At 41.4% G+C, this 24,477-nt stretch carries 29 protein-coding genes and 2 pseudogenes; 26 read left to right on the top strand and 5 right to left on the bottom strand.

Features of this window, described 5'->3' with window-relative positions; genetic code table 11:
* Nucleotides 1-23: 23 nt before the first annotated feature.
* Nucleotides 24-1,109: pseudogene (locus tag E5329_RS19380) on the top strand (family 1 glycosylhydrolase).
* A 73-nt stretch (nt 1,110-1,182) separates the two neighbouring features.
* Nucleotides 1,183-1,401, top strand: a complete 219-nt coding sequence (locus E5329_RS19375) for a hypothetical protein (RefSeq protein WP_275443484.1) — start codon at nt 1,183-1,185, stop codon at nt 1,399-1,401.
* A 319-nt stretch (nt 1,402-1,720) separates the two neighbouring features.
* Here the strand turns inward: E5329_RS19375 and E5329_RS19370 are convergent, their stop codons facing one another.
* From E5329_RS19370 to E5329_RS19360, 3 genes are all read right to left on the bottom strand, one after another.
* Complete coding sequence (locus E5329_RS19370) at nt 1,721-2,857, bottom strand: FtsX-like permease family protein (RefSeq protein WP_135991017.1); 1,137 nt, start codon at nt 2,855-2,857, stop codon at nt 1,721-1,723.
* Between the two features lie 11 nt (nt 2,858-2,868).
* The gene (locus E5329_RS19365; RefSeq protein ID WP_135991016.1) at nt 2,869-3,561 is read right to left on the bottom strand and encodes an ABC transporter ATP-binding protein; all 693 of its coding nucleotides are present in this window, start codon (nt 3,559-3,561) and stop codon (nt 2,869-2,871) included.
* A 76-nt stretch (nt 3,562-3,637) separates the two neighbouring features.
* Nucleotides 3,638-4,213 carry a TetR/AcrR family transcriptional regulator gene (locus tag E5329_RS19360; protein ID WP_135991015.1) on the bottom strand — a complete coding sequence of 192 codons (576 nt, stop codon included), beginning with the start codon at nt 4,211-4,213 and terminating at the stop codon, nt 3,638-3,640.
* Nucleotides 4,214-4,325: 112 nt separating this feature from the next.
* Here E5329_RS19360 and E5329_RS19355 point away from each other — a divergent pair, with 112 nt between their 5' ends.
* The 4 genes from E5329_RS19355 (at nt 4,326) to E5329_RS19340 (ending at nt 7,936) form a co-directional block, all read left to right on the top strand.
* Nucleotides 4,326-4,583 carry a hypothetical protein gene (locus E5329_RS19355; RefSeq protein ID WP_275443483.1) on the top strand — a complete coding sequence of 86 codons (258 nt, stop codon included), beginning with the start codon at nt 4,326-4,328 and terminating at the stop codon, nt 4,581-4,583.
* Nucleotides 4,584-4,845: 262 nt separating this feature from the next.
* On the top strand, nt 4,846-5,856 hold the full coding sequence (locus E5329_RS19350) for a hypothetical protein (protein ID WP_135991014.1): 1,011 nt from the start codon (nt 4,846-4,848) through the stop codon (nt 5,854-5,856).
* Between the two features lie 252 nt (nt 5,857-6,108).
* A complete protein-coding gene (locus E5329_RS19345; RefSeq protein WP_135991013.1) occupies nt 6,109-6,510 on the top strand; it encodes a BlaI/MecI/CopY family transcriptional regulator in 402 nt (133 codons plus the stop codon).
* The gene (locus tag E5329_RS19340) at nt 6,503-7,936 is read left to right on the top strand and encodes a M56 family metallopeptidase (RefSeq protein ID WP_135991012.1); all 1,434 of its coding nucleotides are present in this window, start codon (nt 6,503-6,505) and stop codon (nt 7,934-7,936) included. Before E5329_RS19345 ends, E5329_RS19340 begins: the two co-directional genes overlap by 8 nt.
* A 16-nt stretch (nt 7,937-7,952) precedes the next feature.
* Here E5329_RS19340 and E5329_RS19335 read toward each other — a convergent pair whose 3' ends face one another.
* Together E5329_RS19335 and E5329_RS19330 are read right to left on the bottom strand one after the other, a co-directional pair.
* Nucleotides 7,953-8,924: a WYL domain-containing protein gene (locus tag E5329_RS19335; protein ID WP_135991011.1), complete on the bottom strand. Its 972-nt coding sequence runs from the start codon at nt 8,922-8,924 to the stop codon at nt 7,953-7,955.
* Nucleotides 8,908-10,167 carry a WYL domain-containing protein gene (locus E5329_RS19330; protein ID WP_135991010.1) on the bottom strand — a complete coding sequence of 420 codons (1,260 nt, stop codon included), beginning with the start codon at nt 10,165-10,167 and terminating at the stop codon, nt 8,908-8,910. The genes E5329_RS19335 and E5329_RS19330 overlap by 17 nt, the downstream gene beginning before the upstream one ends.
* 112 nt (nt 10,168-10,279) lie before the next feature.
* Here E5329_RS19330 and E5329_RS19325 point away from each other — a divergent pair.
* The 20 genes and pseudogenes from E5329_RS19325 to E5329_RS19230 all read left to right on the top strand — a co-directional run.
* Nucleotides 10,280-10,873, top strand: a pseudogene (locus E5329_RS19325) (MFS transporter); the annotation flags it as partial.
* A gap of 20 nt (nt 10,874-10,893) precedes the next feature.
* Nucleotides 10,894-11,691: an alpha/beta hydrolase gene (locus E5329_RS19320; protein ID WP_135991008.1), complete on the top strand. Its 798-nt coding sequence runs from the start codon at nt 10,894-10,896 to the stop codon at nt 11,689-11,691.
* 13 nt (nt 11,692-11,704) lie between these two features.
* Nucleotides 11,705-12,538 carry a Nif3-like dinuclear metal center hexameric protein gene (locus tag E5329_RS19315; RefSeq protein ID WP_135991007.1) on the top strand — a complete coding sequence of 278 codons (834 nt, stop codon included), beginning with the start codon at nt 11,705-11,707 and terminating at the stop codon, nt 12,536-12,538.
* A 209-nt stretch (nt 12,539-12,747) separates the two neighbouring features.
* Complete coding sequence (locus E5329_RS19310) at nt 12,748-13,980, top strand: RtcB family protein (RefSeq protein ID WP_135991006.1); 1,233 nt, start codon at nt 12,748-12,750, stop codon at nt 13,978-13,980.
* A gap of 677 nt (nt 13,981-14,657) precedes the next feature.
* A complete protein-coding gene (locus E5329_RS19305) occupies nt 14,658-15,755 on the top strand; it encodes a slipin family protein (protein WP_135991005.1) in 1,098 nt (365 codons plus the stop codon).
* Nucleotides 15,756-15,911: 156 nt separating this feature from the next.
* A complete protein-coding gene (locus E5329_RS19300; RefSeq protein ID WP_275443482.1) occupies nt 15,912-16,094 on the top strand; it encodes a helix-turn-helix domain-containing protein in 183 nt (60 codons plus the stop codon).
* A 2-nt stretch (nt 16,095-16,096) separates the two neighbouring features.
* The gene (locus E5329_RS19295; RefSeq protein ID WP_135991003.1) at nt 16,097-16,294 is read left to right on the top strand and encodes a hypothetical protein; all 198 of its coding nucleotides are present in this window, start codon (nt 16,097-16,099) and stop codon (nt 16,292-16,294) included.
* Between the two features lie 242 nt (nt 16,295-16,536).
* Nucleotides 16,537-17,073 carry a DUF6273 domain-containing protein gene (locus tag E5329_RS19290; protein WP_135991002.1) on the top strand — a complete coding sequence of 179 codons (537 nt, stop codon included), beginning with the start codon at nt 16,537-16,539 and terminating at the stop codon, nt 17,071-17,073.
* Nucleotides 17,074-17,123: 50 nt separating this feature from the next.
* Nucleotides 17,124-17,456, top strand: coding sequence for a hypothetical protein (locus E5329_RS19285; protein ID WP_135991001.1), 333 nt, complete (start codon nt 17,124-17,126; stop codon nt 17,454-17,456).
* A gap of 11 nt (nt 17,457-17,467) precedes the next feature.
* Nucleotides 17,468-17,944 carry a hypothetical protein gene (locus E5329_RS19280; RefSeq protein WP_135991000.1) on the top strand — a complete coding sequence of 159 codons (477 nt, stop codon included), beginning with the start codon at nt 17,468-17,470 and terminating at the stop codon, nt 17,942-17,944.
* Complete coding sequence (locus E5329_RS19275; protein WP_135990999.1) at nt 17,919-18,536, top strand: hypothetical protein; 618 nt, start codon at nt 17,919-17,921, stop codon at nt 18,534-18,536. Before E5329_RS19280 ends, E5329_RS19275 begins: the two co-directional genes overlap by 26 nt.
* A 278-nt stretch (nt 18,537-18,814) precedes the next feature.
* Nucleotides 18,815-19,678, top strand: coding sequence for a hypothetical protein (locus E5329_RS19270; protein WP_135990998.1), 864 nt, complete (start codon nt 18,815-18,817; stop codon nt 19,676-19,678).
* On the top strand, nt 19,675-20,619 hold the full coding sequence (locus E5329_RS19265; protein WP_135990997.1) for a radical SAM family protein: 945 nt from the start codon (nt 19,675-19,677) through the stop codon (nt 20,617-20,619). Before E5329_RS19270 ends, E5329_RS19265 begins: the two co-directional genes overlap by 4 nt.
* Before the next feature lie 32 nt (nt 20,620-20,651).
* Entirely contained in the window at nt 20,652-21,308 is a 657-nt protein-coding gene (locus E5329_RS19260; RefSeq protein WP_135991028.1) for a DNA methyltransferase, read from the top strand.
* Entirely contained in the window at nt 21,305-21,817 is a 513-nt protein-coding gene (locus E5329_RS19255) for a 3'-5' exonuclease (protein ID WP_135990996.1), read from the top strand. Before E5329_RS19260 ends, E5329_RS19255 begins: the two co-directional genes overlap by 4 nt.
* The gene (locus tag E5329_RS19250) at nt 21,811-22,191 is read left to right on the top strand and encodes an ASCH domain-containing protein (protein WP_275443480.1); all 381 of its coding nucleotides are present in this window, start codon (nt 21,811-21,813) and stop codon (nt 22,189-22,191) included. The genes E5329_RS19255 and E5329_RS19250 overlap by 7 nt, the downstream gene beginning before the upstream one ends.
* 210 nt (nt 22,192-22,401) lie before the next feature.
* Complete coding sequence (locus E5329_RS19245) at nt 22,402-23,115, top strand: Holliday junction resolvase RecU (RefSeq protein ID WP_275443479.1); 714 nt, start codon at nt 22,402-22,404, stop codon at nt 23,113-23,115.
* Complete coding sequence (locus E5329_RS19240) at nt 23,078-23,371, top strand: DUF4406 domain-containing protein (protein WP_135990995.1); 294 nt, start codon at nt 23,078-23,080, stop codon at nt 23,369-23,371. Before E5329_RS19245 ends, E5329_RS19240 begins: the two co-directional genes overlap by 38 nt.
* A 3-nt stretch (nt 23,372-23,374) precedes the next feature.
* Entirely contained in the window at nt 23,375-23,659 is a 285-nt protein-coding gene (locus E5329_RS19235; RefSeq protein ID WP_135990994.1) for a hypothetical protein, read from the top strand.
* 219 nt (nt 23,660-23,878) lie between these two features.
* Nucleotides 23,879-24,406 carry a DNA cytosine methyltransferase gene (locus E5329_RS19230; RefSeq protein WP_275443478.1) on the top strand — a complete coding sequence of 176 codons (528 nt, stop codon included), beginning with the start codon at nt 23,879-23,881 and terminating at the stop codon, nt 24,404-24,406.
* The last annotated feature ends 71 nt before the right edge of the window (nt 24,407-24,477 follow it).

Raw genomic sequence — 24,477 nt, 5'->3', positions numbered from 1 at the left:
AGCGGTATCCTAACCATAATGGCATCGACTTTTATCATACATACCGGGAGGACATAGCCTTAATGGCGGAGATGGGATTTAAGTGTTTTCGTACCAGTATTGCATAGACCCGCATTTTTCCCAATGGGGATGATAATGCACCAAACGAAGCTGGCCTGCAGTTTTATGACAAGTTGTTTGATGAATTACTGAAGTATGGGATTGAGCCAGTAATCACTCTTTCTCACTTTGAGATGCCCTACAATTTGGCAAAGAACCATAATGGATGGTTAAGCCGTTACACACTGGATTGTTTTGTACGTTAAGCCGTTACGGTGATGGAACGGTATAAGGATAAGGTCAAATATTGGATGACTTTTAATCAAATTAACAATCAGAGCAATACGGCTGCTGATATTTTCGGATGGACCTGTTTCGGCATGCGGTATTCTCAGTTTGAACGGCCGCAAGAGGCCATGTATCAGGCGGTTCATCATGAATTTGTGGCTGGAGTTCTGGTGGTTAAAAAGGGACATGAAATTAATCCAAATTTTAAAATAGGCTGTATGTGTGCCTTTGTTCCTTTCTATCCTTACTCTTGTGATCCTGATGACGTAATGACCGCTACAGAATGTATGCACGAAAGATACTATTTTTCCGATGTTCAGGTTCGAGGACATTATCCTTCATTTGCCAAAAAAGAATGGGAGCGGAAGGGCTACCAGATTATTATGGAACCAGGAGATGAAGAAATTCTGGCTGAGGGCAAGGTGGACTATTTAGGTTTCAGCTGCTACATGTCTAATGCAGTCAAGGCCAATGCAGTGAAGGATACCGGAGCCAGCCTTGACGGCAGTTCGCCAAATTCTGTGGCTAATCCCTATGTGAAAAAGAGCGACTGGGGATGGCAGATTGATCCAGTGGGCCTGCGCTATGCTCTGATTTCCCTGTATGAGCGGTATGAGATTCCATTGTTTATTGTAGAAAATGGTTTCGGAGCTGTCGACGTGCTGGAGCCGGACGGCAGCTGCCATGACCCGTATCGGGTGGAGTATTTGGGCGCACATATTCAGCAATTGAAAAAGGCAGTAGAAGAGGATGGCGTGGAACTGATGGGCTATACCCCTTAGGGCTGCATTGACTTAGTGTCTTTTACTACCGATGAATTGAAAAAACGATATGGTTTCATCTATGTGGATAAAAATGATGATGGAACCGGCAGTGGAAGGCGCAGACATGCTGGAGGCAATGGGCAGCGCAGATCCTCAGTCCCTGGGAAGCTATGACGATTCGGAGTGGGAGGCTTATGACAGATATGTGATGGCAGCTGTCCGGGCTGGAGAAGAAAAAGGCATGATAGAGGTTAAGGTTACGGCAGAAGGATGTGAGGAAATACGCATGGAACTTGCAGTTCTGCGCTAGAAGGCAGAAGCCTTAGCTTTCCGAGAAGTTATTATAAGTGTACATATGAAAAACAGCAGCAGAAAATATGAAGTCACCTTCTGCTGTTGTTTTCCAGTGTTTTCGGATTATAATATAAAAATGCGAAAGATATGAATTTCGCTTTGATGGCGGAACGCACACGGTATATGAAAGAGAACCAGAAAGGGACGGAAGATATGAGAAATAAAGCGTCTAAAAGAACTGATTTGGCAACAAAAAAAAGATTGCTTGTACCTTCATTAGTAAGGATGGCCCTGGAGCCCGCCAAACGGCAGGCTGAGCAGGATGGAAGTACGTTCTAATCCAGCATAACCTCCTTCACAGACAATTGTTCCATCTGTTTTGTATAGGCAAACATCAGTGTTTCGTACAAGACAAGGAATACGGCAAGAGAAATCAGCATGATTGGAACGTCAAACTGGTAGTCCGGTATCCCTTCCATGTCTTTAAATATGATCGTTACCGTAATCTTTAACAGCACATATTGATAGACCGTTCCCAATACAAATCCAAAATACGCCCAGGGGCGGTAACCACTTAACACCGCTTTTGTGCATTCCTTTGCACTGTAGCCAAAAACTTTCATCATGATAATGGTTTTTCTGTTTGCCTTAATGACAGAAGTTGCAGCGATAAACAGGGTTGTCACGGCAAGAACCAGTCCGATTGCCATCATCATAATACTCATCATCCGGCTTGCCAGTTTGTCCATACTGAAGGACATTTGTGTCATTGCTGCAAAGCAGAACACGGCAAAGGCAATGAAAAAGATCAGAGACTTTCTCTGTCTGACATTGCTTTTTTGAAGTTCCTGCAAAAAGGGCAGATCCGAGTCCCTTTTAGCGGGAACAATTTTGCGTAAGGATTGTTCCCGGATTAGCTGCAGAGCCGGAACCTTTAATTTAAAATAGCTGTAGACAACTGCCAGCAGGGAAAAGAAAATTGTTGGAAGAAGGACAAGCATTATGCACAATTTTGGATGAAAAGTGATTGGAAGCTCCGGCAGATACCCGTCCTTGTTCTGGATTTCGTATAGTTTCGGCATCAGCAGATGAGCTGCAACATAGCCCAGGGCAGTTCCTGCAAATACTGTCAGGCCAAAGGCCCGGAAATTTTTGGCTATGGTAAATCTGCTGTATCCTAACGCTTTTAAGACGCCAAGCTGCTTCTGGTGGGTGTCGATGTAATGTCCAATATAAAAACATAAAAGTACAACGGCAGTTAAAAGCAGGCAGCCGCCGGACACTGCGCTGACTACTTTCGCCGTGCTGCATTGTGCGTCATAAAATATTTGTGCAGTCTCGGTTGTTATAAGATGCTCTACGGTGATAAGGTCTGAATAATAATTTAAGAACATGGCAGACACGAGGACGGCGCACAGGCTGACAATTAATATGCCAATCATTTTAAAAATATCTTTGAAACTTACGATCATATGATTTCCTCCTACCATGCGATTTGATATGCAGACTTGGGAGTGTCATTTTGATATTGCTTTCTGATTTTGCCGCTGTTCATGGAGATTACGGTATCCGCCATTTCTGCAATGTTCTGGTTATGGGTTACCATCACCATGGTAAATCCCAGTTTTTTCTGCAGCTTACAGATTAAATCCAATACCATACGGCCGGTAGCTTCATCCAGCGCTCCAGTAGGTTCATCCAAATACAGTACTTTTGGCTGTTTTGCCAAAGCCCGTGCAATTGATACCCGCTGCTGCTCTCCGCCGCTTAATTCATGGGGGTATTTTTTGCTTTTGTCTGCAAGCCCTACAGCTTCGATTAAACTGCGGTAGTCTTTATTTTTCACCAGATCTGCTCCCATTTTCACATTTTTGTCCACATTCAGATTAGGCAGAAGAAAATATTGCTGAAAAACATATCCAATGGCATTTTTTCGAAAGAGGGTCATTTCCTTGTCGTTCATGCTGCAGATATTTTTACTGTTGTAACATACCTCTCCGGCATCTGCCGATTCCAGGCCGGAAATTACATTTAAAAGAGTAGATTTGCCGGAACCTGAAGCGCCCAGTATTACCATAAAGTCTCTGTCTCTGATATCTAAGGTAATGCCTTTTAACACTTCGTTTCTGCTGTCTCCCGTTCCGTAAAATTTATGTAGGTTTTTAATATGTATCATATTTTGTTCTGCCTTTCTGATGAATTTGGTTTCTGAGGAGTTGAAAATTTCTGCATATTTCTGTATGGAATCATAATTATTGGGTTTTCCTGGTTTTTTCAAGCAGCAGCAAGCCCTGAAAAATTTCTGTCATACGTTCCTCCAGCTGTTTTGCGGTATAGCTGCACAGCCCTGTGGCAAACATGGCGGCAATGCCATGGGTATAAGTCCATAAATGCTGATAGATTTTTTCTGCGGTTTTTTTGTCCAAATGATAGGGTTCCTGGACGGACTGCAATATCTTGTCGTAATGCTCGTCTATCACAGGCAGGATGGAAGAAATATCTTTGGAATCAACGGGGCTCATAAACAGCAGCCAAAAGAGCCTGGGTTCTTCTCTGGCAAAGCGGATATAGGCAATTCCAACTCCCCGAAAAGGCGGCTGGCTCTTTAATCCTTCCTCTACATACTGCCCATACAGCTCTTTTGCTTTGAGAATTATAAGTTGTCTAACTTCCTCCATATTTTTAAAAACAGTGAAAATCGGCCTTGCGGAACTGCCCAGTTGGTTTCCTAACTCTCTGGCGGTAACGGCGTCAATGCCCTGTTTCCTGGTGATGTGCAGGGCCGCATTCAGGATTTCGTCTCTGGTAAATTTAGCTTTTGGGGGCATGGATGCTCCTTTCTAAAACGAATGTTTTAAATTGATTGTTTTATTATAGGGTTAAATTTGGGGTTTGTCAAGATTTCGATAGATTGAAACTGTATTATTTTTACGAAATGGAATGAAAATAGATGTTCATAATTATGGAATGCAGTTGACAGATTCTGGAGAAAATGGTTATAGGGTGGAAGTTGTTTCTATTCGGGAAAATGCGCCGCCTATTCTAATTCGAATGGAATCAGAAGGAATTATAAAAATTATTTCTATTCTCAGGGGAATGACCCTTAGCGGGCAGGATGAATTGATTTATGAGGAAACGGATAGTCTGAAAATTGCACATGCATTTAGAAAGGCAGGTAGAACGATACAGCATGATTGATTTCCGGGATATATACTATATATTATGAGAATCAGTTATTTTCCGTCAGTCATATCAATAAAAAAAAATTACAAAAATAAAAAAAATGTAATTATTACTGTTTACAAAAGTGAATATGTATGGTATGGTAAATATATACAAAAAGTATTGGCTTTATGTTTTGTAAGAAGGAGGGGTCAGTGGATAAAGGGTGAAAAAGGTCGCTATATCAGAAATTGGTAGTAGTTTTTGTTCAAACATTACATGAGAGGGGGAAGAATTAATGAAGTTAAAAGGTATTTTAGCCATTGTTTTAAGTGTAGTAATAATTAACAGTACCATGACAATTTCTGCCAGAGCTGCAGAGAATACACAGTGTACAGGATTTGAGTACTCCTTACAGCCAGGTATGGAAGAGTGGGGACAGTTAAATCATGGTGAAAGAGTTTTGGCTTCTCAGATTCCAGAAGAAGTATTGAAGCAAATGCCGACTGCTGAATTAGTATCAGCCGTACTGAGTTATCCTTGTTTTCTCGACATGATCTTTTATAACACATATCAGGAAGGGTTTGAGGTTGTAAGAGATAATTTTAACGGTTTACAGGAATTATTGAAGCGTGAGGATTCGGGTGAATATTTAGTAGAGGCTTATAAAAATATTGATTTATATCAGATTTTTAGCATAGGTGATGAGGATGAGAAATTTGATGAATCATTAGAATTATTATATTTAGAAACTATTCTGGCACAGCCGGAAGTAATAGAGACTTTATCAGAGGAAGGTTTATCAGAACTGGAGATATTGGTTGATAATAACTATGAAAAGCAATTGTCTAATGAAGAGGAGTCTGCATCTTTATCATATTCTGGTTATTATGAAAGCCTTGCAGAACAACAAGGAATAGAACTTTATGATTATAGTTCAACAGTAAAAACCCCTAATGGTTCATCGGTTACTGTTATTGTGCGGACAGGTACAGCATATAATAATCGGGATGCTGTAAAAAGAAGTATCGAAGCAAACTATCCTGGGGCCTCAGTTGTGGGCAATGCGACGATTAAATATAATTGCCATGCGTATGCATGGGCCGGAAACCTTACAGTATGGATGAATGATCCTTCAAGATATTGGAGTGATGGAAGTTATTCATTAAAAGCATCTAATTCTCCTACTGCTACAGGACAGAAAGCATATTATCCTGGAAATGGAAATGAACATAGTGGAAATGTCATTAGATTAAGTGGTAATATGATAAAATCTAAATGGGGGGGAACAAAGTTTAGTAGAGCATAGTGTTGGAAATTGTCCATATTTCTTTGTGCCATTATCTGTTAAATTTTATGGAAGGTAAATAAGTAATTAACCCTAAAAAGTAAGTTTGTTCTTGGTATTTAATTACTGCACAAAATAAACTTGTTCATAGAAAAGGATAGAAGTACTAACTATAAATGAGTTATGCTTTTACCCTTTTGTATACTAATGCGCTTAACAAAATTCCATTTGTATGATAGAATATAAAAGGAAAAAGTAAAGGGAAAAAGCGCTATGGGGAAAAAAGCACAGAAGCCAATAGAGGAATTTGGAATAAAAAAACTTTCAAAAACAGAATTAGAATTTATGAAAATTATTTGGGCTCATCCAGATGGAATAAGCAGCGAGGAATTATACGCTAATTTTAGCCAGGCATTAGGTACAAAAACAACTATTTTACATAGAATTACAGAAAAAGGGTTGGTAAACATTGTACAAAAGGGCAGGCATTATTTTTATATGCCTAAAATATCCAAACTGGAATATGAGCAAATTTTGATTAAAGCAAAATTAAGGAAGGAATTTGATATAGGATCTTTGGAGGGGATGATTGCCGCTTTTTGTGGGCGGACAAAATTATCAGAAGAAGAATTGAGAAAGGTACAACAATTATTACAAGAACTAAAAAATGGATGACAAATATTTTTTTATAGAAATAATGTTAGTAGTTTCGGTATCAGGAAGTTTCCTGTTTGTTTTTACAAAAATTTTCACTAATATATGTCTTAAAGGTTATGAAGTCAAATATGAGTATTTTTTATTTAGGGTATTAGTGATTTTTTTTCTGTTTCCAGCGATGGCATTATCATACGTTATAATAAAAAATAGTGTTAAAATTTATCAATTGCAAATAGTATCTGATGATTTTGTGCAGATGAAGGTTTCTGATACTAAATTTCTTTTATTTAGTGATGAAATAAAAGGTTATATTTTATTGATTTTTGCGGTTTGGCTCATTGGGGCGGTATTAAACTGCGGAATCCGAATATTACGTGAAAGAGTTGTAATAAAACGTATTATGGAATATTCTGAAGAATGCAAAGAAGATTCCATAAATGAAGTTAGAAATAATTTAGTATGGGAACTGAATGTTAGGAAGGAAATTAAAATTTATCGAAATGAAATAATCGCAAGCCCATTTTCAATAGGTATACTTGAACCGAAAATTATTTTGCCTCCGATGAAATTTAATGAAGAAGATTTGTATTTTATCCTAAAACATGAGATAATTCACTGCAAAAGGGTTGATATTTTATATCGTATATTCATGGTAGTGATAAGAGGATTGCATTGGTATAATCCAGTTTTAAGCTATTTTGAAAAGGATTTTTTTAATTTTAGCGAAATAGCATGTGATGAAGCTGTGATAAAGGATTGCGATTTGAATGTGCGTAGCCAATATGCGGAATTGATATTATGTATGCTGGAATCTGAGCAAACGAATATAAATATTACTGGATTTTCTAATAGGGAAGAAAAGTATATGAAAAGGAGAATTACACATATTATGAGGGGAAAGAAAAAAATTCGTAAGGGTATTGTTGTTTTAAGCACAGCATTATTTATTTTCATGTGCCCGATGGTTACATATGCATCAATAATAAATATATCAAATGTTAAAAATCATCTTACAGATGGTTTAGAGAATATGTATAGTGTAGTTGATGGCTATAATAATGAATTCATAGAATATGAGGAAGATTTATCAATTGAAACAGGGGAAAGCAAAGAAAGGAAAAATTTCTTTTTAATAACAAGAGGGAATAAAAATGTTGACGTTACAATAGCAGGGAACGGGGAAGCACAATTTCATGAGGTGGCTTTAAATAAAGGGGCTTCCATCCGGGTAACACTTTCGTCAGATAGTGCAAAAGATTCTTTTCGAGCAGGTATCGTAAATCTTAAGGATGGAAAAAGAAGGTATGTTGAATCTATAGAAGGGTCTGTGGCATATACATTTTCAATCAATGAAAAGGCAGAATATGCAGTATATATTACAGGTCAAAATGGAAAAACTGGTAAAAATCTGAATATTATTGGCAGGATAGCTGTAACATATTAGAGCGTGCATTCTCATTTCATGGCTTAGGAGGCATCATTCCCATCTGCTTCTTAAGCCTGTTTTTCAGACTGGCAAGAAACCTGTCATTTCCAATTACCTTAAGCATAGGGCCGAAGGACAGAACCTCAATCAACAATTCCGTTTCCATTGCCTGATTGTAGTAAATCAGGCATTCATAAGTGTTTTCTCCAATTTTTCTGGTGTTTTTCTTATAATTTGCAAAATGCAGCATAGCCCGTTCCAGGGCATTGCGCTTGTTGATAATATGTAGCTGGAGCGGTTCTTTATAATAAGAATCCTGGATCAAGGCATTTAAGTCAATCTGTGAAGTGAAATATTTATCCGTAAGGCAGACCTTTTGGATGCGGGCAATGTTTAAGATTTCCAGGCGCATTCTGCCGTTTTTTACTTGTTTCAGGGCAAGCAGACGGAACTTGTCATTTTTCACCGAATATTCCAGACGTGCAGGCGCATAATAGTGATGCACTCGGGTTCCGCTGGGAGAATTGTAGTCGAGATCTACATATTGACGGTGTTTTTGAGCAGAAAGCAGGGTACGGAAATGATTGCGGTATGTTTCATCCGTGTAAGGATCTCCATCCGTGAACCGGTCATAATAGTAAATTTGCTCCTGACGCCAGAGAGGTTCCACAGAATTCAGCATATCGCCCAGAGATTCAAATTGTTCCTGGTCTAAAAAGAGCGACATACGGGGGTCAGACAGCAATGCTTTCAGATAAGCTTTCTGAAGGCTGGAAAGGGGCGTGAGAAATCCAGAATTTATTTTGGAAAGATAGAGATTGTGATTCTTTTCAAATAAATTCCAGCTTCCGTTTTCCAGTTTGGGAATGATGGCAAGTAGGCTTTCTTCAAATCCTTCTTTGCAGATCTGGCTGCGGATCTCATCTATCGTGAGGGCGCTCTGACAGGTCAGTAAGTGGCGCAGCACCTGATAATAACAGCTGTAAATTTCAGAAAACAGTTCCATTTGTGTGTTCTCCTATCTGGTACATTTGATACATAGTTTGTAAATCATGGTAAAAGCGCTGTTCCACAGATTTCGCCGTGCATTCCAGCGACAGTATCCTCCCGGTAAAGGTTCGAATCCAGGGCAGCATTTCGTTGCAGTCAAAAGCTTCTCGCCGGTACTGCCAGGTATTCTCTGCAATCCTTGTGACATCGCCTCCTCTGCCCTCACGTTTCAGCCGGTCAACAATATAGAGTTCCCCAGGCTCTTCTACCTGCAATGTCATGGTTAAGACGTCAAGATGATGGCGTTCTGTCCCCTGAAAAGATACGCCCCAGAGCTGGCGGCGGTTCCGTTCCAGTTTATTCTGCAGGTCTTCATATTCCGGTGAAGGCTCCAGAGAAACTGCATGCTTGATGGTATCCAGACGAAAACAGGTAAACCGTTTGCTTTTGCTGACATATCCGCAGAGAAACCGTCTGCCGCTTCTGGAACTGACAAATATTTGCAGCGGGGTGCAGTTTGCAGTATTTACCAGACCTTTTTTGGAACTCTTTATTTCCAGTTCTACCGTGAATCTTCGGTTCATGGCGTCAAAAAGCGCCAGAAGGATTTCATCTTCCAGTGTATGTACGAAAAAGCTGTGTTTTACCCGAAAGCTTCGGTTCGATTGCTCCAATTGTTCCAGAATTTCATTTCCGATCACGCCGAAGCAGCCCGCCATCTGATAGAAAGCCAGGGCATCCATAACAGTTTCATTGGATTTCAGCCAGCGGGCCAGGGTATTGTCCAGGAAAAACAGGACGGTTTTCCCCTTTTTTTCTTTATTCAGAAGCCCTTCTTTTTGGTAAGCGTTGCATTTGCGGCGGACGGTTTGAATGTCAAAAAACGCTTCGTATTCGGTCAGCAGGCAGTCTGTAATTTCTTCTGCAGTCAATGACCGCCCGTCCTGAAGCAGATCCAGAATCAGAAAATGCAGCACAATATCGTTGTCAGTGAAGCTTTTGGTTTTCCATACCCGAAACAGGGGATTGAAATCCAGAAGATTGCTGTCAATGGCAAGGGAAATATTAAAGCCGCCGGACACATAATCCTTCTGTACGAAAGGGCCAAGCCAGCTTTCCAGCCTTCTGCGTTCATTATCGTAGGTGCGGGGGCTTTTATCCATGAATTCATTTCGGGTTTTAAAGCCATAGACAAAAAAATCCCTGACATATTCTCTTGTTTTGGAAAAATTTTTAATCAGTTCCTGAAAATTAGACATTTGTTTTTCTGCTCCTGTAATGATATGGATGGCTATGGTTAGTTTACCATGAAGTTTTAGAATCAACAATGTTTGAAATAAAAATTTTTAAAAAGCAGAGTTATATTATGCCCAATATGTTATGGAGGATATAGAGATTGCGTCTAAGCTTCTTGCAATTTCAACAATTGTTGCGATACCGGTAGCTTTGGTAATGCCAAAACTTGCGTTGAAATTTGGAAAAAGAAATCTTTTGTTTGTCGGTGCGGCGCTATATATTGCAGCTTCTATAGGGATGTATGTTTTTCGGCTGAATTCGATTGTTGTATACGCATTTGCATTCATTGCAGGAATTGGAGGGGCTGTTCCGAACAATGTTTGTTATGTAATGACAGCAGAATCCATTGATTATGGTGAATGGAAAAACGGAAAACGTGTACAGGGAGCATTGATGTCATTTATTGGATTTTCTGTAAAAGTTGGCGGTTCCATCGGAGGGATGCTGGCATCCTTTATTTTAAATCTTGGGGGATATGATGGAACTGCGGCTGTGCAGACAGAAGCGGCAAAAAATGCAGTTGCTATGAATTTTATTGGACTTCCGGCAATTATGTTTGGTATTATTATTATTATCAATCTGTTTTATACACTGGACAAAAAATATCCACAGATTAAAGCGGATCTGGAGGAAAGAAGAGCGGGAAGCGTGGAGCTGGCGGCAGAATAAAAGACAGGAGGTAGAAAAATATGGCATTAATTGAAATGACGTTTGCAGCGGACACGCTGCAGAGATGGACGGATGTGACCGTTATCCTTCCGGTAGAAAATGCTGGAGTTCCCAATGTGGTAAAGCCAGAAGTATTTCCAACCCTATATCTGCTTCATGGTTTTAGCGGAAATTCAAAAGATTGGCTTACATACTCAAATATCAGGCTTTGGGCAGAGCAATATAATATGGCAGTAGTAATGCCGTCAGGTGAAAATGGATTTTATGTAGACAACAATGGGGCTGAAATAAGGGGTGGGAAGTTCATAAAAGAGTTAGTTGAATATACAAGAAAAGTATTTCCGTTGTCAACCAGAAGAGATCAGACGTTTATTGGCGGATTGTCCATGGGAGGGTTTGGCGCCTTAAGAAATGGACTCGTTTATTCGGAGATTTTTGGTAAGATTGTTGCATTATCAGGCGCATATATCGTTGATGATATTGCAGGAAAAAAAGAGGGGTATTTTGATGGAATGGCAGGTTATGGATACTATTCCAGAGTTTTTGGTAACTTGGATACGTTGAAAGAAAGTAAAAATAATCCACTGGTATGCGCGGCAGAGGCTGTGAGGGAAGAACGAGTTCCGGAAATTTTTATGGCATGCGGAACAGAGGATTTTGTAATTGAGAAAAATCGTAACATGAGAGATGATCTGAAAGCGTTGGGCATTCCCATAAATTATTATGAAGAAGAGGGAAATCATGATTGGATATTTTGGAACAAATGGCTTTTGAAGGCTATGGAATGGATTGTGCAAATGGAAAACAAAATGGAATAGGGAGCGGATGAAAATGAAGATACAGGAAGTTATAGATGGAATTATTGAAAAAACAGGCGTTCAGCTTTCTCCAGAGCAAACCTGCGACCATGTTATGTGCGGAGATCCGAACAGAGAGGTAACTAAAATTGTCACTACATTTATGGCAACAGTTGAAGTGATAAAAAAAGCAATAAAAATAGGAGCAAATTTTATTATAACGCACGAGCCTACATGGTATACCGGGCATGATACGACAGGATGGCTGGAAAATGATGAGGTATATGCAGCAAAAAGAAAACTAATCGAGGATCATCAGATCACAATCTGGCGTTTTCATGATCATATGCATATGTCTGTGGATGAAGATGGAATTTATCGTGGGTTTGAACGAAAAATGGATTGGAAAAAATATCGGATTCCATATCAGGGGAACGAACAGGAATTTGGCGGAAGCTATGAAATCCCGGAAACTACACTGGAAAATTTATCAAAAGAGTTTAGGGAAAAAATAGGGATAGAGGTTATTCAGTTTGTCGGGAACAGGGATGTGACGGTCAGACGTGTTGGCGTCTATGTTGGAGGAGGCAGTCTCGGCCTTGGGATTGAGGAACGTCCAATGCAGCATATGAGGGAATTAGATATTGATGTGGCTGTGTGCGGAGATATTACGGAATGGACATTAAGTGCGTATATTAATGATGCGAAAGCCCTTGGCATGAATAAAGCAATGCTGGTTCTTGGCCATGAGAGAAGTGAAGAGATGGGGATGGAATACCTGGGAGAATGGCTGAAAGATATTACAGGGGAAATAGAGATCATATTTATAGATGCAAAAGAGCCATTTGATTATTTTGTTTGCCCATAATCAATTAGGAATATAACAAAAGAGCTTTCGGTAAGCATTGTGCCGATAAGCTCTTTTCTAATCCTATGGCCTTAAGCCCTGCCATAGCCGAAATTGGGAATGGAAAATCCCCGGCATTGCCAGAGTTCGCAACTTTTTTGAAATGATAAATTACCAAATCTTGTATATAATATTCCCATCAGCAGCAAACAAGAAAGGATGAGGATGATATGTTTGTATTATATAATGAAAACACAAGGTTTCCGGTGAAAATATGGCTAAAAAATCAGGAACAATTAGAGGAAAATTGTCTGGAACAGGCATATCACCTGTCACAGCTTCCTTTTATCCATAAATGGGTCTGTCTGATGCCAGACACCCACGCAGGCAAAGGAATGCCAATCGGCGGAGTGATTGCGGTAAAGGATGCGGTGATTCCAAATGCAGTAGGCGTGGATATTGGCTGCGGCATGGATTTTATACCTACCAATATCCCTATGGAGGCTATAAGGGACATCCAGACAGGCAACGGCACAGTGATTCAGGCAATCATTGGAAATATTATGCGGACAATTCCATTAAATACCGAACGGTATAAGACGCCCCAAAGTTCAGAAACCCTGGATCGGGCAAAAGAGGAAATGGAAAAATATGAGAAGAATCCGGAATTGCTGCCTTTGATCGAGGACGGATATTTTCAGGTGGGAAGTTTGGGCGGAGGAAATCATTTTATAGAGCTTCAGGAAGATACCGAAGGATATTTCTGCATTATGATTCATTCCGGAAGCCGTCATCTGGGGAAGGCAGTGTGTGATTATTTTCATGAGACAGCCAGAGAACTGAACCAGAAATGGCACAGCGAGATAAAGGATGAGTACCGCCTGGCTTTTTTGCCGGTACATTCTGAGGAAGGGCAGCAGTATATCAATTGGATGAATCTGTCCATGGACTATGCCTTTGAAAACCGTGCACGCATGCTGGGAAAAATATGTGAAATAGTAACAGAAGTGATGGAAAAGCATACAGGCCTTAAGGTGGAATTTGGGGAGGAAATCAACTGCCATCACAACTATGCCGCATTGGAAAATCATTACGGCGCCAACGTATGGGTGCACCGCAAAGGGGCTACCAGAGTGCGGGAAGGAGAGCTTGCCGTGATACCGGGAGCTATGGGCTCTTACAGCTATGTGGTGGAAGGAAAAGGGAATAAAGAATCCTTTTGTTCATCTTCCCACGGGGCAGGCAGGAATTATTCCAGATCAGGGGCAATGCAGGCTTTTTCCGTGGAGCAGGTGATGGTAGATTTAAAGGAACAGGGAATTGTTCTGGGAAAGCGGAAAAAGAATGATGTGCCGGAGGAATGCCGGTTTGCCTATAAAGATATTGATGAGGTCATGGCGCAGCAGTCGGAGCTTGTTACCCCAATTCGTAAATTGAAGACAGTGGGAGTGGTAAAGGGGTAGCATTTCAGTGATAGGAATATGCATAGCTTTGCGTTGGAAACAGCAGGGGTGCGTAAAGGGGTTATGATTCAGGAAATTATTTATTTATGCCAGGGCATCGGGAGTTAGTCTCTGCCCGGCGGTGCCTGCAGCGTGCTGTCAGGTATACCATAAATATTTCACACAACTTAACATGGGGTTAAGGAGTAATTTGTGCTGTCGAGGGTTCGAATCCCTCCCGTGTCAACGGTAGCTCAGTGGGTAGAGTACACAACATAAAATGGCAAAGGCTTTAAAGGCCTGCGGTTCGAATCCGCTCTGAGACAATGATTTATCCTGAATTCAGGCATTGCCCGCAGCCATAGATGCAAGGTGAAGCGGCATATCCTGCAGCTTTACGGCGCAAGGTGAAGCGGCATACCCTGCAGCCTTACGGCGCAAGGTGAAGCAAAAGACAATGCATTTTTGGAAGCGGAGCATGCAGTTGGCAGGCCGCCTGAAAATCGGGGATACCGCAAGCATGCAGTTGGAATTGAGCCATGCAGCAGGGTGGTTTTTATAAGCGGATCAGGCGTACCGCCTGTATCATGTCCGGAACAAAAATCATTCCACAGCAGGTCAGAAATTCCTTCTGCTGCCTGCTCAACCGATTTTCCGCGGTGAGCCAAAGAATGAGGGATGCAGATGGGAGGTAAAATATGAAGTATATAGTGAAAGATAACCAGGCCGGGTTTGTATTAAAAAATGGCGTCTTCCAGAAAATGATAACCTCCGGAACGTATCATTTTTCCAGAACCTTGGGTTATCAGATAGAAATTGAGGAAATGGAAGGAGAAGTGGATTACCTGGATGTGCCTTATCAGGTGCTTGCCAAAGATCCTGCGTTTCTGGCATCTACCGTACATATGGAAATTCCCGACGGGGCTGCCGGCTTTTTGTTCATCAATGGAAAGCTGACTTCCTTTGCAAACAGGAAGGAATACACGTTCTGGAACGTATTTGAAAAACGTGAAATCAAGACAGTTTCCATGGAAGAAACTGCAATGGGGCCGGAGGTCACAAAACAGATGCTGGCCATGATTCCGCGAAATCTGTATACGGTAATCTCAGTGGGAGAAGGGGAAACAGGACTTGTGTATTATGATAATATGCTTCAGGGTCAGCTTTCCAGGGGAGTGTACCGGTTCTGGAATTATATTCATGAGGTGACATACCAGGTGTTTGATATGAGACAGCGCGAGCTGGATATTGTAGGACAGGAGATTCTTACCAGGGATAAAATCGGGATTCGGATGAATGTTGCCTGCATGTACAAAATAAAAGATGCTGTGGAATTTGCTGCAGCAGTTTCAGACATGAAAGGGCAGCTTTATTCCGCCGTGCAGCTTGTGATCCGGGAGATTGTGGGAAATTATAAGCTGGATGAGATATTAGAGAAAAAAGAGCAGATTTCCAGAGAAATTTATCATGCATTACAGGAGAAAGAGGAAATGTTCTGCATTACTTTCCTGGCTGCCGGAATCAAAGATATTATTCTGCCCGGAGAAATTCGGGAGATTATGAATTCCGTGCTTGTGGCAGAGAAAACGGCCCAGGCAAATGTGATTTCCAGAAGGGAAGAGGTGGCGTCCACCCGCTCCCTGCTCAACACAGCCAGGCTGATGGATGAAAACCAGACCCTTTATAAGCTGAAGGAACTGGAATATCTGGAGCGTATCTGTGAAAAAGTTGGAGAGATTTCCGTCAATGGAAATATGGGGATTGTAGAGCAGTTGGGAAAAATGATAGGAGCGTGAAATTTTTGCTACATTGTAAAATGAAATGCGACAAGAGTTATTAAAACTCTATCGCATTTCTTTTTTTATACAATTTTGTAGGGAATGTGTCGAGGGTTTACGGACTTTTGGCACATTCCTTTTTTATTTGCAAAAACGGTAGGAGGTGTTAAGAACGTGAAAAAAGGCAATAGGCGGTTGAATTATGAGGACCGCAAGAAAATTGAAAAAATGGTAGAGCAGGGGGCAAGGGTAGTAGTGATTGCTGATACAATCGGTTTTCATAGAGCGACTATTTACAATGAGTTGCAACGTGGAGGCACACCCTACCGGGCAGATGTGGCACAAAGGACGGTGTAGGCATGGCGTACACAATGGAAGAACTGCAGGAAACGGCTAGGGAGTTGGCTGATATGGTAGGCAACGAGGTTATAGACGAATGTTTACCGCTTGAAGTCTTGGAAATGACAGCAGACATATTGAAAGAGGATTATAAGCAGATTGTACAGGCAGCAGAGGACATAAGAGAAGAGGACAAGGCAATAGAAAAATTAAGATAGGCAGCAGGAAAGGAGCGTAGGCATGGCACAAAGCCGGACAGAAAAATATACCGTAGTTTACAGGAACGTAAAGCGGTGTGAGTTTCACAATATAGGGCAATACATCATAGCAACCAGTGTTATAGGCGGTACAACCTTTTGCGCGTTCTTTGATACAGGCATACATACCGAGGAAAGCATAAAAAGGCGTGGAAGCATAAAGTTACATTCAATTTATTCTAAAAAATAGGAGGAAAAGAACAATGAAACAGTTAGCAGAAATCAAGGTAGGAAGCACCGTAATAATCGGTGGAATGGCATGGAACGTATTAGCACAGGAAGAGGGAAAGACGCTTTGCATTGCTGACACTATTTTAGAGAAAAGGGCGTTTGATGATGGGGGAAGCAACGACTGGAAGAAAAGCAGTTTGAGGGAACGACTTAACGGGAAATTCTTAAATGCCTTGTATGAAGAACTGAAAGCAAAGGGAATCGGGCAGGACGCTATATTAGAGCAGATACAGGATTTGACTACAGATGATGGATTAAAGGATTATGGCAGCAGTACGGACAAGGTATTTTTACTTACTTGCGAACAGTACAGACAGTATCGCAAGTATATGAGGGATGTACATGATTGGTGGTGGCTCATTACGGCAGACAGCACAATAAATAATTTTGCTCGCATTGTGGGTACGGACGGCACGCTCGGCGACGGCTATGCGTACGGTGGCAACTCTGGCGTTCGCCCCGCTTGTGCATTTTCATCTTCTATCAAAGTGGACGAAGAGGAAGAATAAAACTGCCGGGGTGCGGTAGCACCCCACAGCAGAACAGGAGGTAAAGCTATATGCAGATATTTGGCATGAGGAAAAAAGGCAAGCCAATAATCAAGTGCGATAAGTGCAATCGGATAATCAATAAAGAAAAGCCAAAATGGAAAAAGGTAGGCGATATTGAATATTACTATCTGAAATGCCCACGTTGCAAGGCGGTGTATACCATATCGGCAACGGATACGGCATTAAGACAAGATATAAAGCGGTTTGAGGAAATGACAGCAAAGGCACAGGGCAGAAAGCCAACGGAAAAAGAGATACAGGAAGCACAGGAACTATTACAGGCAAATGTAGCACGAAACAGGGAAATAAAGGCACAATATCCGCTTGAAATCAAGCCGTAAGGAGGCAGCAGATGAAATATAGAGGTTTAACTTTTGACAGGAAAAAACAGGCGTATAAGTGGGTGTACGGTATGCCCTCATACGGTTTTGAAACAGAGGAAATAGCAGAGATAGGAACGCCAAACGGCGATTTTTACGACATTGACCCTACAACACTTGGAGAAGAAACAGAATACACGGACAAGCACGGCAAGCGGATGTACACCGGGGATATTGTAACCCTGTTAGTTGACGGCGAGGTAAGGGAGTTTGTCGTTGACCGTGCAACGGTAGACAGGGAATACAACACATTGCCGGGATTCGAGGGAGAAACAGTAAAAGTAAGGTTGGCAGGTGTGGTTGTTTTCCGTTGGATTGACCCGGACGGAATTATACATCAGCTTTTACCATGCGTTGACCCTATGGGGATAGATGATACTTTGCTAATGGAAATTATAGGCGCAGTTGCAGAAAGGGCGGTACATGAAAGCGAGAGCCAAAAGCAGTAACACGCCTTGCCCTATATGGGTACAGGGCGATTATATAACAGAACCGCCAATTAGACCAGTAGACGGGGCAAAACGCCCCGTAGGTCATTACATAGACAAGGGCGGTTATCCGGGTGCAAATGTATATGAGATAAGCATAGAAACGCTATGTAGGGATACAGGGGCGGTAGACCGCCGGAAATGTGGAATTTTTGAAAGCGACATATTACTTTACGAAACAGAACAGGAAATAGGCTATTTCATCATACAGGACACAGAAACAGCGGTAGACATAATAAACGGCGAGATTTTAGGGATTGCGGATTTACAGACAGAGGATATAAAGGTAATCGGCAATATGATAGATTTTCCCGATTTTGTAGAGGGCATGAGGTACTGCGTTGATACAGAAAGGGAAATACCATATCTACCCGCACTGGATGTACAGATAACGCCGTATCCGTACTTAAAGCTGACTTGCCTTAAATGCAATCATACATTGCTTAGTTGTGCTTATATGGCAAGGCATAAGGACTGCGGGGGATATTTGACAGCGGATTTTGCAACAAAAGTATACAGGAAAGGAGAACAAAAAGAAAAGGCGTTTGCATAGTGGCTGACGCAAACACCTTTTCATTGCTGCCTTATAGCAATAATTACACCTATTCAAATTATACTATAAGGCGTGTTGAAAGTCAATAAGCAAGCCTAAAGAAACGTGCCAAAAGGCTAAAAAAGTAGCACGTTTCGGACCTTGTATGGGGTATTAACATCTAGGGCATAACTTATAGGGTATACTTACACAAGTATATTATGTGTATGTATAGTTGTGTAAGTATATGTTTTAGTTGGTGTACCTTATGCAAGGGATAGTATAAGGAGAATGATAGCATGAGGAAAAGTTTTGTAAGAGAGAAAAAAATATATTGCGGAGAGGAATATTTAGAGGTTGATATAATCCATGTAACCAATAAGCCGGAAGCGGGGAAAGAGAAAAAAGGGAAGAGCAGCACACAGCAGAAAAATTTGAATGATAAGAGAAGCAAAAGGCGGTTTGTACAGATAGCCAATACCAATTTTGGGGCAGATGATTTACATATATCAGCAACATACAATGAAAAGCATTTACCTATTACCCTAGAGGAAGCAGAAAGGAACGTACACAACTATTTGGACAGGGTAAAAAGGAAGATGAAGAGGGAAACGGGGCAGGACTTGAAATATATGCTTGTGACAGAGTACACCCCGGAAGATGAAGAGGGGCAGCAGTTGACCCTAGAGGGCATAGAGGATAAAAACACTAAGGCGGTAAGGATACACCACCATATTATCATAAATGGCGGTTTAAGCCGTGATGATTTGGAGTTGATGTGGAGCAAGACCCGGATTAACTGGAAAAAGGCAAAAGACCCGGAATACAGGAAAAATGTAGATTACTTGGGGTTTGTAAATTGCGACAGGCTACAGCCTAATGAGAACGGCATAGAGGGGTTAGTAAATTACATAAACAAGCGTAAAAAGGGGTGCAAGAAGTGGAGTACCTCTATGAATCTGAAAAAACCAAAGGTAAGGAAAAACGACAGCAAATACAGTTACAAAAAGGTTTGCACATTGGCAAAGACCCCGGAAGATAAAGAATACTGGAGAAAGGTATATAAGGGGTATGAGCCTACAAAGATAGATTTTCAGTACAACGATTATACAGGGTGGAGCGTGTATCTGAAAATGCGGAAAGTGAGGGATAGGGCAAAGTGATTATAGGATTGCATGACAGCGAAAAAGAACACTTTAAAAAGGCTAAGACGTTCCCAAACTATGCCCTTATGAAAATATCAGCTTATCATAAGGCAAAGGGGGATACCGTGGAATGGTGGGACCCTGTAAAGACCTATGACCGTGTTTATTCCTCAAAGATATTTGACTTTACAGAAGAAAACAAGGATTTACCGCCGGATACCATAAAGGGCGGTACAGGGTACGACATAGAAAGCAAGCTGCCACAGGAGATAGATGATATATACCCGGATTATTCCATATATCCCGATTGTGATTATGCAATAGGGTACATTACAAGGGGTTGCCCTAGAAAATGCCCGTGGTGCTATGTACCGCAGAAAGAGGGGAATATAAAGCCGTACAGGAAATGGACGCAGCTAGTTAGATTCGATACGCCTAATCTAATACTTATGGATAACAATATATTGGCTTGCAGATATGGCATAGAGCAGCTAAAGGACATGATAGGCAAAGGGTGGAAAATAGACCTCAATCAAGGCATGGACGCAAGATTAGTTACAGAAGAGGTAGCGGATATATTGGCGGGGTTGGACTGGATAAAGTGGATTCGGTTTTCATGCGACACAATAGGGCAGATAGAAAGCATTGACAGGGTAGCGGAAATGTTAGGCAGCAGAGGTATAAAGCCGTACAGGTTATTTATATATGTGTTGGTGCGGAAAGACCTAGACGAAGCAGACTACAGGGTACAGAGGTTAAAACGTCATAAGGGCATACACCTTTACGCACAGGCAGAAAGAAACGAGGGTTTAGGAATCAGACCAAACAAAGCACAGCTTGAATTTACCAACCGTTATATATACGGCAATTTGTACAGAAAAGAAACATGGAAAGAGTATTTAGATAAAAGACCGTGGATAAGGCAGAGATTGGAGCGTGATATAGATTGTATGAGTTAAACAAAATTCATAATGTGGATTGCTTGGTAGGTATGAAACAGTTTCCCGATAAGTTTTTTGAATTGGCAATAGTAGATGTGCCGTATGGAATAGGGGAAGCCGGACAGAAAAATAAATATAGGGGCGGTTTGGCAATTCCACAGGATTATAAACCGTATGAGGGAAAAGACAGGGAAGCGCCGGGGCCGGCATACTTTGAAGAACTGTTTAGGATAAGCAAGAATCAAATTATATTCGGTGCTAACCATTTTATAAGCCGGATACCGATAGATAGCAGTTGTTGGATTGTATGGGATAAGCAGAATGAGTATACAGATTTTGCGGATTGTGAATTAGCATGGACCAGTTTTGACACGGCGGTAAGAAAGTTTGCTTTTCGTTGGAATGGTATGCTACAGGGCGATATGAAGAATAAGGAAATACGCATACACCCGAACCAAAAGCCTGTAAGACTGTATGAAATGATTATCAGACGTTACGCAAACGCCGGGGATAAGATTATAGACACACACGCCGGAAGCGGTAGTTGTCTGATAGCAGTACACAGGACAGGACACGACTTTATAGGGTTTGAGATTGACCCGTATTATTGCGGATTGGCAGAGGAACGGCTAGAAGCAGAGAAAAAGCTGACAAGCATTAAAGACAGGATAAAACAGAGAATGAGGAAAGGAGAAATACAGGCATGATAGCGGTAATTGATTTTGAAACAACAGGATTAAAAGCGGGGATTGATGAAATACTGCAGGTATCTATCATTGATGAAAATTACAATACGCTTTACAACACATATTGTAAACCGCTTAGGCACAGCACATGGGAAGCAGCACAGAAGATAAACGGAATTACGCCACACAGGGTAACGAGTAAACCGCCGTTTGAATTATGCCGGGAAAAGGTAAAAGAAATATTGACGGCAGCAGATGAAGTTATAGCCTATAATGCAGATTTTGAAAATGGATTTTTAAAGGCTTACGGAATCTACATAGACCCCGGAAAATGGGTTGACCCTATGTTAATGTTTGCAAGGATATACGGCGAATACGACAGCTTCCACGATTCTTACAAACGGCAGAGCCTTACAAAGTGTGCAAAGTATTATGGATATGAATTTAAGGCACACGATTCTTTAGAGGATGTAAAAGCAACCCTGTACTGCTACAAAAAGATGATAGAGGGGAGCGGAAAACAATGCTGACACTTCCAATAATGGGTAAATGGTTTTATATGATTCTGTCCGGGGAAAAGAAAGAAGAATACAGGGAGATAAAGCCGTATTACATAAGCCGTTTCAAGAAAATATTTGATATGTACCCTTATTCTGCTATACCCAGTGGGGGCGATAAAAGGGAAATCAGATTTAGGAACGGATACGGCAGCAGTAGACCGGAATTTATAGCATTATGCACACTGGATATAAAGACAGGTCGGGAAGAATGGGGAGCAGAGCCGGGGAAAGAGTATTACACGTTAAAAATACATGAAATCTGTATGAAATCTAATTGCAGCAAAGGGGAATTGGAAGCACAGAAAAGAAAGGAGAAAAGAATATGTAGCAGTCGGCATTTGTAGCACATTGCCCATATGAGGTAGGGGATAAAGTCAATATTACATTTTATGAGGGCGTAGCGGTAATTGGCGGCCCCGTAACAGCAAAAACGGCAGAGGTAACAATAACGGATATTTTGGCGGTACATTCGTTTAAAAGGCAGCAAGTAACATTTATGTATGAGATTAACAATATTAAGGTACTGCAGTTGGTGGAATGGGAGGCGGTAAAGCATGGGAAATAACGGATTTGTGACCGATTCGGACACAGAAAGAGAGTTAAGGGCATGGCAGACGGCAAGGGAAATGCCAATAGATACAGAGAAGTTAAGGCAGCAGTACAAAAACAGGCAGAATAACGCACAGGGGCAGCACTTTGAAAGGGAGATTTTAGCCGGGTGCAGAATGTATCAGCAGCACGGCATAGCAGCAATAGACAAAACGCCCGAACCGTTCCGAGTATCAAAGAAAAGCCAAAACGGAATATTCACAGGACGTTTTAGCACCCCGGCGCAACCCGATTTTCAAGGGACCCTACACGGTGGGAGGTCAATCGTATTTGAAGCAAAAAGGACAAGCAAAGACAGGATAACAAGAAATGTGCTGACAGATACACAAATGGACGTGTTGGAAAAGCACAACCGATTAGGGGCGTTGTGTGGGGTATGCGTCAATATTCAAGATGATTTTTTCTTTATACCGTGGAATGTATGGCGAGATATGAAAGAGATGTACGGCAGACAGTACCTAAAGGCAGAGGATATAAAGGGGTACAAGGTAAGGTTTGACGGTGCGGTACATTTTCTTGATAAGCTGATAAAGGAAGTTATATACAGGAAAAAGGCAAATGTAGGAAAGTCGGACATGATATTTGAAAACATATTAAACGATATAGAGGGGGCAACATTCTATGAAAATATACATCAGCGGGAAGATAACAGGCGATAGCGGATACATAGAAAAATTTAAGGAAGCAGAAAAGAAAGTAAGGCAGCAGTGCAAAGGGTGCGAGGTAATCAATCCGGCACTAATCTTACAGGAAATGCCGGAAAGCACGACACACGCAGAATACATGAAAGTAAGCCTTTGCCTACTGGATATGTGCGATTCTATTTATATGTTGCCCGATTGGGAAGAAAGCAAAGGGGCATATATGGAATATCACAGGGCGTTTGATATGGGTTATCAGATATTAGGGGTGTAGCTTATGAGGATAGACGGATTAGCCGGGGCGGGGATACCGTACCTAAGCATGATGAAAAAGGCGTTGCCAAAGGAAGAGCCAAAGAAAAAGAAATTTAAGAGCCACAGGCTGACAGAGATTGACCCGAAAACCAAAAAGCCACGCCTTAAAAGAGGGGTAAGTACAGAAAGGGCGGTTGAAGTCTTGTTTATGTTTGAAAATGCGGACGTAACGCCTAATCAAATTGAGGGTATGAAACAGACCATAGAGAACCAAAGGCAGCGTATTTTGAAACTGGAGGATTGGTAAAAAGGAAAGGGGCGGTAATATGCCGACAAAGGACTATGAAAAAATAAGAAATGCAGCAGTATACATGGACGGAAAGCCTATAAAAAGGATACAGGAAATAGAATTGCCGGAAATGAGGATACAAAGAGAGTCTGCAATAGGCAGAATTATAAAGCTGATAAAATCAGAAATTTTTATAATCATGTTTAAGTTGAGGAACGGCAGAAAGGGGCGGTAATATTGCGAGAATTGACATTAGGAAGCCTATTTGACGGTATCGGCGGGTTTTGCTATGCAGCATACCTTACAGGGCGTATAAAGCCGATTTGGGCCGCTGAAATAGAGCAAAACTGCATAGACATAACAAGGTATCGTTTCCCGGAAGTAATGCACGTTGGAAGCGTCACGGAATTAAAGGGAGATGAGATACAACCCGTGGATATAATCACTTTTGGGAGTCCGTGTCAAGATTTGAGTATTGCCGGACAGCGAAAAGGATTAAAGGGCAACCGTTCCGGGTTGTTCATGGAAGCGATTAGAATTATTGAGGAAATGAGGTTAGCAACAAATGGTAAATATCCAACTTTCATTATTTGGGAGAATGTACCCGGTGCTTTTTCATCAGCCAACGGAGCAGATTTTAGAGCCGTGCTTGAAAAAATCACAAAAACCAGTATTCCAATGCCTGCAAGTGGCGAATGGGCAACCGCAGGAATGGTTAGAGGGGCAGCAGTTGACGCAGCTTGGAGAGTGCTTGACGCCCAATAATGTTGAGCTAAACATTACTGGGCTAATGTAAAGCGAAAAATAATGTAAAGTCACCTCCTTAAATGCCGCAA

This window comes from Petralouisia muris (assembly GCF_004793545.1).
Taxonomy (GTDB): Bacteria; Bacillota; Clostridia; order Lachnospirales; family Lachnospiraceae; genus Petralouisia; species Petralouisia muris.
The sequence above is the reverse complement of the archived record's forward strand: the minus strand, read 5'-3'. Positions and strand labels throughout refer to the sequence as shown.

Coding starts and splice junctions, on each gene's coding strand:
- E5329_RS19375 (WP_275443484.1), top strand. CDS start 1,183: ATGATGATGGAACCGGCAGTGGAAGGCGCAGACATGCTGGAGGCAATG.
- E5329_RS19370 (WP_135991017.1), bottom strand. CDS start 2,857: ATGATCGTAAGTTTCAAAGATATTTTTAAAATGATTGGCATATTAATT.
- E5329_RS19365 (WP_135991016.1), bottom strand. CDS start 3,561: ATGATACATATTAAAAACCTACATAAATTTTACGGAACGGGAGACAGC.
- E5329_RS19360 (WP_135991015.1), bottom strand. CDS start 4,213: ATGCCCCCAAAAGCTAAATTTACCAGAGACGAAATCCTGAATGCGGCC.
- E5329_RS19355 (WP_275443483.1), top strand. CDS start 4,326: ATGAAAATAGATGTTCATAATTATGGAATGCAGTTGACAGATTCTGGA.
- E5329_RS19350 (WP_135991014.1), top strand. CDS start 4,846: ATGAAGTTAAAAGGTATTTTAGCCATTGTTTTAAGTGTAGTAATAATT.
- E5329_RS19345 (WP_135991013.1), top strand. CDS start 6,109: ATGGGGAAAAAAGCACAGAAGCCAATAGAGGAATTTGGAATAAAAAAA.
- E5329_RS19340 (WP_135991012.1), top strand. CDS start 6,503: ATGGATGACAAATATTTTTTTATAGAAATAATGTTAGTAGTTTCGGTA.
- E5329_RS19335 (WP_135991011.1), bottom strand. CDS start 8,924: ATGGAACTGTTTTCTGAAATTTACAGCTGTTATTATCAGGTGCTGCGC.
- E5329_RS19330 (WP_135991010.1), bottom strand. CDS start 10,167: ATGTCTAATTTTCAGGAACTGATTAAAAATTTTTCCAAAACAAGAGAA.
- E5329_RS19320 (WP_135991008.1), top strand. CDS start 10,894: ATGGCATTAATTGAAATGACGTTTGCAGCGGACACGCTGCAGAGATGG.
- E5329_RS19315 (WP_135991007.1), top strand. CDS start 11,705: ATGAAGATACAGGAAGTTATAGATGGAATTATTGAAAAAACAGGCGTT.
- E5329_RS19310 (WP_135991006.1), top strand. CDS start 12,748: ATGTTTGTATTATATAATGAAAACACAAGGTTTCCGGTGAAAATATGG.
- E5329_RS19305 (WP_135991005.1), top strand. CDS start 14,658: ATGAAGTATATAGTGAAAGATAACCAGGCCGGGTTTGTATTAAAAAAT.
- E5329_RS19295 (WP_135991003.1), top strand. CDS start 16,097: ATGGCGTACACAATGGAAGAACTGCAGGAAACGGCTAGGGAGTTGGCT.
- E5329_RS19290 (WP_135991002.1), top strand. CDS start 16,537: ATGAAACAGTTAGCAGAAATCAAGGTAGGAAGCACCGTAATAATCGGT.
- E5329_RS19285 (WP_135991001.1), top strand. CDS start 17,124: ATGCAGATATTTGGCATGAGGAAAAAAGGCAAGCCAATAATCAAGTGC.
- E5329_RS19280 (WP_135991000.1), top strand. CDS start 17,468: ATGAAATATAGAGGTTTAACTTTTGACAGGAAAAAACAGGCGTATAAG.
- E5329_RS19275 (WP_135990999.1), top strand. CDS start 17,919: ATGAAAGCGAGAGCCAAAAGCAGTAACACGCCTTGCCCTATATGGGTA.
- E5329_RS19270 (WP_135990998.1), top strand. CDS start 18,815: ATGAGGAAAAGTTTTGTAAGAGAGAAAAAAATATATTGCGGAGAGGAA.
- E5329_RS19260 (WP_135991028.1), top strand. CDS start 20,652: ATGAAACAGTTTCCCGATAAGTTTTTTGAATTGGCAATAGTAGATGTG.
- E5329_RS19255 (WP_135990996.1), top strand. CDS start 21,305: ATGATAGCGGTAATTGATTTTGAAACAACAGGATTAAAAGCGGGGATT.
- E5329_RS19250 (WP_275443480.1), top strand. CDS start 21,811: ATGCTGACACTTCCAATAATGGGTAAATGGTTTTATATGATTCTGTCC.
- E5329_RS19245 (WP_275443479.1), top strand. CDS start 22,402: ATGGGAAATAACGGATTTGTGACCGATTCGGACACAGAAAGAGAGTTA.
- E5329_RS19240 (WP_135990995.1), top strand. CDS start 23,078: ATGAAAATATACATCAGCGGGAAGATAACAGGCGATAGCGGATACATA.
- E5329_RS19235 (WP_135990994.1), top strand. CDS start 23,375: ATGAGGATAGACGGATTAGCCGGGGCGGGGATACCGTACCTAAGCATG.